This is a genomic window from Brachyspira sp. (genome assembly GCF_050873525.1).
Classification (GTDB): Bacteria; Spirochaetota; Brachyspiria; order Brachyspirales; family Brachyspiraceae; genus Brachyspira.
In genome coordinates this window covers 1-6,337 of record NZ_JBNMIZ010000154.1, presented here as the reverse complement: position 1 = coordinate 6,337, position 6,337 = coordinate 1, and the positions used below count along the sequence as shown (strand labels likewise).

Below are 6,337 nucleotides of genomic sequence, written 5' to 3'. Positions count from 1 at the left end.
TAAATCTTTTTTAACTTTAATCAAATTTACTTTCGATAGCTTATCAAGGAAAATAAAAATTCCTTGTTTAGTTATAAATAAAAAATTTTTTAATAAAGGAGGCTTTTCAATCATGAAAAGACTATATTCATTCATGCTTTTTTTATGCTTTTGGGTTTTGGTATCCTGCGGTAGTTCTAACGGCGAGGGAAAAGAACAGTTAATGGTTTATACCTCTATGAAAGAAGTTATCATAGGAAAAATCAGAGACGAATTCACCGCTAAATATCCAGACATAGAATTCGATTATTACTCTGCGGGCGCTGGCAAATTGATGGCGAAAATAGCGGCGGAAAGAGAATCTGGACAGTTGAGTGTCGATGTTTTATGGACGAGCGAAATTCCAGATTTTTATTCGTTGAAAGAGGAAGGAGTTTTAGAACCTTACGCTTCTCCAGAATTGCCTAATGTGGTAAGTCCCGTAGAAGACCCCGATAACGCTTTTTCTCCCGCAAGACTCGGAACGCTAGGGATAGTTTATAATACCACAAAAATTAAAAATCCTCCGACTTCTTGGGAAGATTTATTAAAACCAGAATATAAAAACGGATTCGCAATAGCCAATCCCGCTTTATCTGGAACGGCTATGGTTTCTATAGCTTTAATAGAAAAAAATATGGGCTGGGATTATATTAATAAATTGAAACAAAACGGCGCTAAAATGGGACAAGGTTCTGGACAAGTGGTTGACGATACGGCAAGCGGAGATTTAGTCGCAAGTTTGGGAGTCGATTATATCGTTTTGGACAAAATAGCAAAAGGCGCTACTTTAGGTTTCGTATATCCTAAAGAAATGATAGTTATACCGAGTCCAGTCGCCATAATGAAAGGAACTAAAAATCTTGAATCCGCTAAAAAATTCGTGGATTTCCTTTTATCTTCCGAAGGACAAAAAATAATAGCTTCAAGTTATACTTTGCCCGTTAGAGAAGATGTGGCTATAGACGAAAAATCTGGATTAGTTCATCCTAAAGAAGCCGTTGAAAGAGCGATGAAAATAGATTATATAGCCTTAAAAAGCGAAAAAGAAAGCATAATTAATCAATTCACGGAAATAATAAATAAGTAGATTGTTTATTATTTTAATTCAATTATACCTTATTAAATTAAAATTAAACTTAATAAGGTATAATTTTATTTTAATTTTGAGAGGAAATAATGGCAAATATATTATTTAAAAATGTATTTAAATCTTTTGAGAATAAAGATATTTTAAAAGATTTAAGTTTTGAAGTTAATTCTGGGGAATGTTTTACTATAGTAGGACCTTCTGGCTGCGGTAAAACCGTAGTTTTAAGATTGATTGCGGGATTTGAAGTTCCCGATAAAGGAACTATAACGATATCGGATAATATAGTCGCTTCTTCAAATCCAAAAATATTCGTTCAGCCCGAAAATAGAAAAGCTGGAGTAGTTTTTCAGGATTATGCGGTATGGCCCCATAAAACCGTTATGGGAAATGTTATATATCCTTTGGAAATTCAGAAAGTGGAAAAGAAAGAGGCAAAAAGAAGAGTGCAAAAATCTATAGATATGGTTAATTTATCTGGTTTGGAAGACCGTTTACCTTATCAGCTTTCTGGCGGACAACAGCAAAGAGTCGCTTTATCGAGAGCTTTGGTTGCGGATAATAATGTTCTGCTTTTGGACGAACCTTTAACGAATTTAGACGCAAATTTGAGAGAAGAGATGCGTTTTGAAATAAAAGATATTCAAAGAAAGACGAATAACACCATTATATATGTGACTCATGACCAAGAAGTCGCATTAGCCATATCGGATAGAATAGCCGTAATGGATAGCAAAGGAAGTTTTAGACAAATAGGAACTCCTTTGGAAGTTTATAAAAATCCAATAGACCCTTTCGTTTTTAAATTTTTAGGACTTGCAAATTTTATACATTTAAAAGTAAAAGATAATAAAGTCGTTATATTTGAAAACGATAAAGATTTTCCTTACGAATTGAATAAAGATATACAAGGAAAGGATAAATTTTTAGCGGCGATTAGACCGATGGATGTGGATGTATCCAAAACAAAAACCGAGAAAAGTATTGAAGGAACTATAGAAAGAACCTCGTTACTTGGAGCTATAATAGATTATAAAATTAATATATACGACAACATAAGCGTAAGAAGTCAAATACAAACCGAAGAAGCTCATCAAAACGGCTATATATTTGGCGAAGGCGAAAGTTGTTTCATAACATTTAACGATATAATTTTTTACGAAAACGATGATGAAATAGACAAGGAGATTTTCTAATGAAAAAGATAATTGATTTTTTGAAAAGAATTAGCATTGCTCAACTGGTTTTAATTTTATCGATACTTATATTGGTGATTATAGTCGCGGTTCCCGTTTTATTGATATTGTTTACCGCGTTCTTTGAAAACGGTAAATTAAATGTCGCGGGAGTCGTAAAAGTATTGTCCGATAGAGACACATATTCGGCACTTTTAAATTCTCTTATAATAGCTATAGGAACTACTTTCATTTCGACTTTATTCGGAGTATTTTTTGCATGGCTTGTCGCAAGAACCGATTTGCCGTTTAAAAAATTCATGAAAATAATGTTCCTTGTTCCTTTTATGCTTCCTTCGTTTATAGGAGCTTTGGCTTGGAAAATATTATTATCTCCAAACGCGGGATATATAAATAGATTATTGGTAAAAATGTTTAATTTATCTGCGTCTCCTATAGATATAATGACAATGGGAGGAATAATAGCTATAGAAAGCATGTATTTATTTCCTTTCGTATTCTTGCAAGTTACAAGCGCTCTTGAGAGAATGGACCCTACGCTTGAAGAATCGGCAAGAATATCTGGAGCGGGACTCTTTACGATAACCACGAAGATAACATTGCCTTTAGTTTTGCCGAGCATATTGGCGGGAGCTTTACTTGTCGCTTTATATTCTTTGGCTCACTTTGGAGTTCCAGCTATACTAGGAACGGAAAAAGGCATATATAATATTCCTACAAAAATTTACGAAAGAATATACGCTTCGGCGGGAAGTTTTTCGGCAATAAGAATAGGAACTATACTTTCTACTATACTTGTAATATCGGCGGCTATTATACTTAAAGCTCAAAGTATGCTGTTAAAAAGAGGAAAATTCCAAATTATAGCGGGTAAGAGTATGCGTCCAGTCGTTCTAAAACTCAGAGGATTAAAAACTCCTTTATTTATTTTCTGCATAATTTATATAGGAATAACGGTTATATTGCCTACTATTACGATATTTTTTATAGGCGGATTAAAAACTTACGGACTGCCGATAGCGTTGGAAAGTTTAACTTGGGATAATTATGTCGAAATATTTAAATGGAAAATGACGAAAGATTCTATAATAAACAGTATATATTTGTCGCTGTCATCCGCTTTTGTTACAATGCTTGTCGGAGTTATGATATCTTATGTTATAGTAAAAATGAAAGTCAAAGGAAAATTTATAATAGAGTTTTTGGGCGTTTTGCCTTTTTCTCTACCTGGAACGGTTATAGCTTTGGGAGTCATACTTACTTGGAGCGGAAGATTCGGAATCAATTTATATAATACGGCGGGAATAATATTTGTAGCCTACATTGCCAGATATATGGCGTTTTCTTTGAAATCGAATTCAGCCGCTTTAGAGCAGGTATCGGATTCGCTCGAAGAAGCTTCGAGAGCATGCGGAGCGACTCACTGGCAAACTCTTAAAAATATAGTTCTTCCGCTGGTAAGACCTGGTATGATAAGCGCTTTTTTCCTTATATTTTTACCTGCGTTAAGAGAACTTACCACTTCGGTTTTATTATACGGACCTAAAACCAGAACTATAGGAGTGGCAATATACGCGTTAAACGAAGACGGAGAAACGGTTAGAGCGGCGGCTTTGGCTTCCGTAACTTTGGTTATTATATTTTTCGCCGAAAGTATAATTCGTTATTTTATATCTAAACTTCAAAAGCAGGAGTAGTAAAATGTCATTAAAATTAGTAAATATAACAAAAAACTTTAATAAAGTCGTAGCGGTTAATAAACTTAATATAGAAGTAAATCAAGGAGAATCTTTTTCATTTTTAGGACCTTCGGGATGCGGTAAAACCACAACATTAAGAATGATAGCGGGATTTGAAGATATAGACGATGGAGAAATAATCGTAGACGATAAAGTATTTTCTTCGAGCTATAAAAAATTCTATTTGCCTCCAGAGAAAAGAGATTTTGGGATGGTATTTCAAGCGTTTGCCGTTTGGCCCCATTTAAAAGTATGGGATAATGTCGCTTTTCCTTTGGCTATAAAACATATCGATAAAATAGAAATAGAGAAAAGAGTAAATAACGCGCTAAAGCATACGAATTTAACCTACGCTAAAGACCTTTATCCTTCCACTCTTTCTGGAGGCGAACAGCAGCGAATCGCTTTGGCAAGAGCGGTTGCCACAAATCCTAAAGTGATGCTTCTTGACGAGCCTTTATCGAATCTTGACCCTAAATTAAGAGAACAGATGCGTTTTGAAATAAAAGACTTGCAAAAACAATTCGGTTTTACGGTAATATATGTTACTCATGACCAAGCGGAAGCTATGGCTTTATCCGATAGAATATTGGTTATGAATTTCGGCGTATTACAGCAGCTTGACACTCCTTTAAATGTTTATAATAATCCTATAAATAGATTTGTCTTTAGTTTTATAGGTTTGTCGAATTTTATTCCCGTTATATTTAAGAATGGGAAAATATTTGTCAAAAACCATGAAATAGCGGGAAATATAGAAGTAAATATTCCAGAAAATTATAATAAAATCGATACTTTGGCATGCCGACCTGGAGAAATAGATTTTGTATCCTCTGGCGGAATAAAAGGCGTTATTCATAGAAGCACTTATTTAGGCGATATGGTAGATTATTCCATAAGAGTTGCTGGAAGTGAAGAAAGCGGAGAAGATATTTTTATTAGAGTTCAAAAACCTTCAAGAAAGTATATTCTTAAAGACGGTGAAAATTGTCAATTGCTGATAAAGCGAACCTTATGGTATGGAGAAGACGATTAAATTTTTATCATGGTTAAAAGAGCATGCAATATAATTTGCATGCTCTTTTTTATTAAATTTATTAAACTTGACAAATTAAATTCTTATTCTAAAATATTATCGACTATTTATTTGGAGAAATTAAATTTATGAAAGATGTCGTTATAGCTTTGGATATTGGCGGAACGGCTGTGAAAGGCGCAGTCGTAGAAGAAAACGGAAATATTTTATATAAAGAAAGTTTTGAAGTTAATGCAAATCATACAACCGAAGAACATAAAAAAAGAATAAAAGAAGTCGTTGAAAAATTAAAATCAAATATTACTGCGGATTATAAAGCGATTGGTTTGGGAATCGATTGTCCTGGAGTCGTAAATAAAGAAACCTTGCATATCGGAGGAGCGGAAAATGTTCCTGGTTTGCATGGATTAAAATTTTCGGAAATAGGAGATTTATTTAATATTCCCGTTAAAACCGTAAACGATGCGAGCGCCGCGGCTTTGGGCGAGGCAAAATACGGAAGCGGTAAAGAAAAAAATTATCAGTCGATTTTATTTATCACTTTAGGAACGGGAGTAGGCGGAGGATTAGTCCTCAACGGAAAATTATTCACGGGAGCTTTAGGCGGAGCGGGCGAGCTTGGGCATGTATTCGTTGTTCCAGACGGAGACAGATGCAATTGCGGTTCTTCGGGCTGCATAGAAAGATACGCTTCGGCTACGGGATTTATAAGCATGGCAAAACAGAAGATTCATAAAAATCTTATTCCCACTTCATTGACCTACGAAAAATTGGATAAAGGAAAGGCTAAAGCTATATTTGACGCGGCAAAAAACGGAGATATTCTTGCCAAAGAAACTATAGCGGAATGTTCTTACTATTTGGGAATGTCGATAGCGCAGGCTTTGAATATGCTCGATTTGGATTTGGTTCTTATAGGCGGAGGATTATGCAAAGATTTCGATATGATGATAGACGATATTAAAAGAGGAGTTAAAAATTACGGTTTGCGAATGATGGTTAGAAATTTGGAAATAAAACCCGCTTCTCTCGGAAACGATGCTGGAGTTTTGGGATGTGCCGCTTTATTTTTTAGAAACAATTAAATTAAATATTTAGAATATTTATTTTGCTTCCGTTAAGTTCTATAATTTTTTCTTTTGCGAGTCTGTTTAATTCTCTCGATAAAGCGCTTCTGTCGGCGGAAATGAATTCTGCCAATTTGTCTCTGCTGTAAGGAACGGTTATTTTTTTAGATTTTTGCATATTAGACATATAT

The 6,337-nt window shown here is 34.5% G+C and carries 6 protein-coding genes; 5 read left to right on the top strand and 1 reads right to left on the bottom strand.

Translation table 11 applies throughout. From position 1 onward, the window contains the following. Positions 1 to 112: 112 nt before the first annotated feature. From ACR0QS_RS09765 to ACR0QS_RS09745, 5 genes are all read left to right on the top strand, one after another. The gene (locus ACR0QS_RS09765) at positions 113 to 1,108 is read left to right on the top strand and encodes an ABC transporter substrate-binding protein (protein WP_432633257.1); all 996 of its coding nucleotides are present in this window, start codon (positions 113 to 115) and stop codon (positions 1,106 to 1,108) included. An 89-nt stretch (positions 1,109 to 1,197) separates the two neighbouring features. Continuing rightward, a complete protein-coding gene (locus tag ACR0QS_RS09760) occupies positions 1,198 to 2,304 on the top strand; it encodes an ABC transporter ATP-binding protein (RefSeq protein ID WP_432633256.1) in 1,107 nt (368 codons plus the stop codon). Further along, positions 2,304 to 4,001 (top strand): ABC transporter permease, encoded by a 1,698-nt coding sequence (locus ACR0QS_RS09755; RefSeq protein WP_432633255.1) that lies wholly within the window; start codon positions 2,304 to 2,306, stop codon positions 3,999 to 4,001. Before ACR0QS_RS09760 ends, ACR0QS_RS09755 begins: the two co-directional genes overlap by 1 nt. Positions 4,002 to 4,005: 4 nt before the next feature. After that, positions 4,006 to 5,079 carry an ABC transporter ATP-binding protein gene (locus ACR0QS_RS09750; RefSeq protein ID WP_432633254.1) on the top strand — a complete coding sequence of 358 codons (1,074 nt, stop codon included), beginning with the start codon at positions 4,006 to 4,008 and terminating at the stop codon, positions 5,077 to 5,079. Between the two features lie 128 nt (positions 5,080 to 5,207). After that, positions 5,208 to 6,164, top strand: coding sequence for an ROK family protein (locus ACR0QS_RS09745; protein WP_432633253.1), 957 nt, complete (start codon positions 5,208 to 5,210; stop codon positions 6,162 to 6,164). Position 6,165: 1 nt separating this feature from the next. Here the strand turns inward: ACR0QS_RS09745 and ACR0QS_RS09740 are convergent. Beyond that, positions 6,166 to 6,337 (bottom strand): helix-turn-helix domain-containing protein (locus tag ACR0QS_RS09740; protein ID WP_432633258.1); only part of this gene is annotated, 172 nt, incomplete at its 5' end.

Bases quoted from the DNA above. Each gene is read 5' to 3' on its own strand.
- ACR0QS_RS09745 (WP_432633253.1), top strand. From the start codon at position 5,208: ATGAAAGATGTCGTTATAGCTTTGGATATTGGCGGAACGGCTGTGAAA.
- ACR0QS_RS09755 (WP_432633255.1), top strand. From the start codon at position 2,304: ATGAAAAAGATAATTGATTTTTTGAAAAGAATTAGCATTGCTCAACTG.
- ACR0QS_RS09765 (WP_432633257.1), top strand. From the start codon at position 113: ATGAAAAGACTATATTCATTCATGCTTTTTTTATGCTTTTGGGTTTTG.
- ACR0QS_RS09760 (WP_432633256.1), top strand. From the start codon at position 1,198: ATGGCAAATATATTATTTAAAAATGTATTTAAATCTTTTGAGAATAAA.
- ACR0QS_RS09750 (WP_432633254.1), top strand. From the start codon at position 4,006: ATGTCATTAAAATTAGTAAATATAACAAAAAACTTTAATAAAGTCGTA.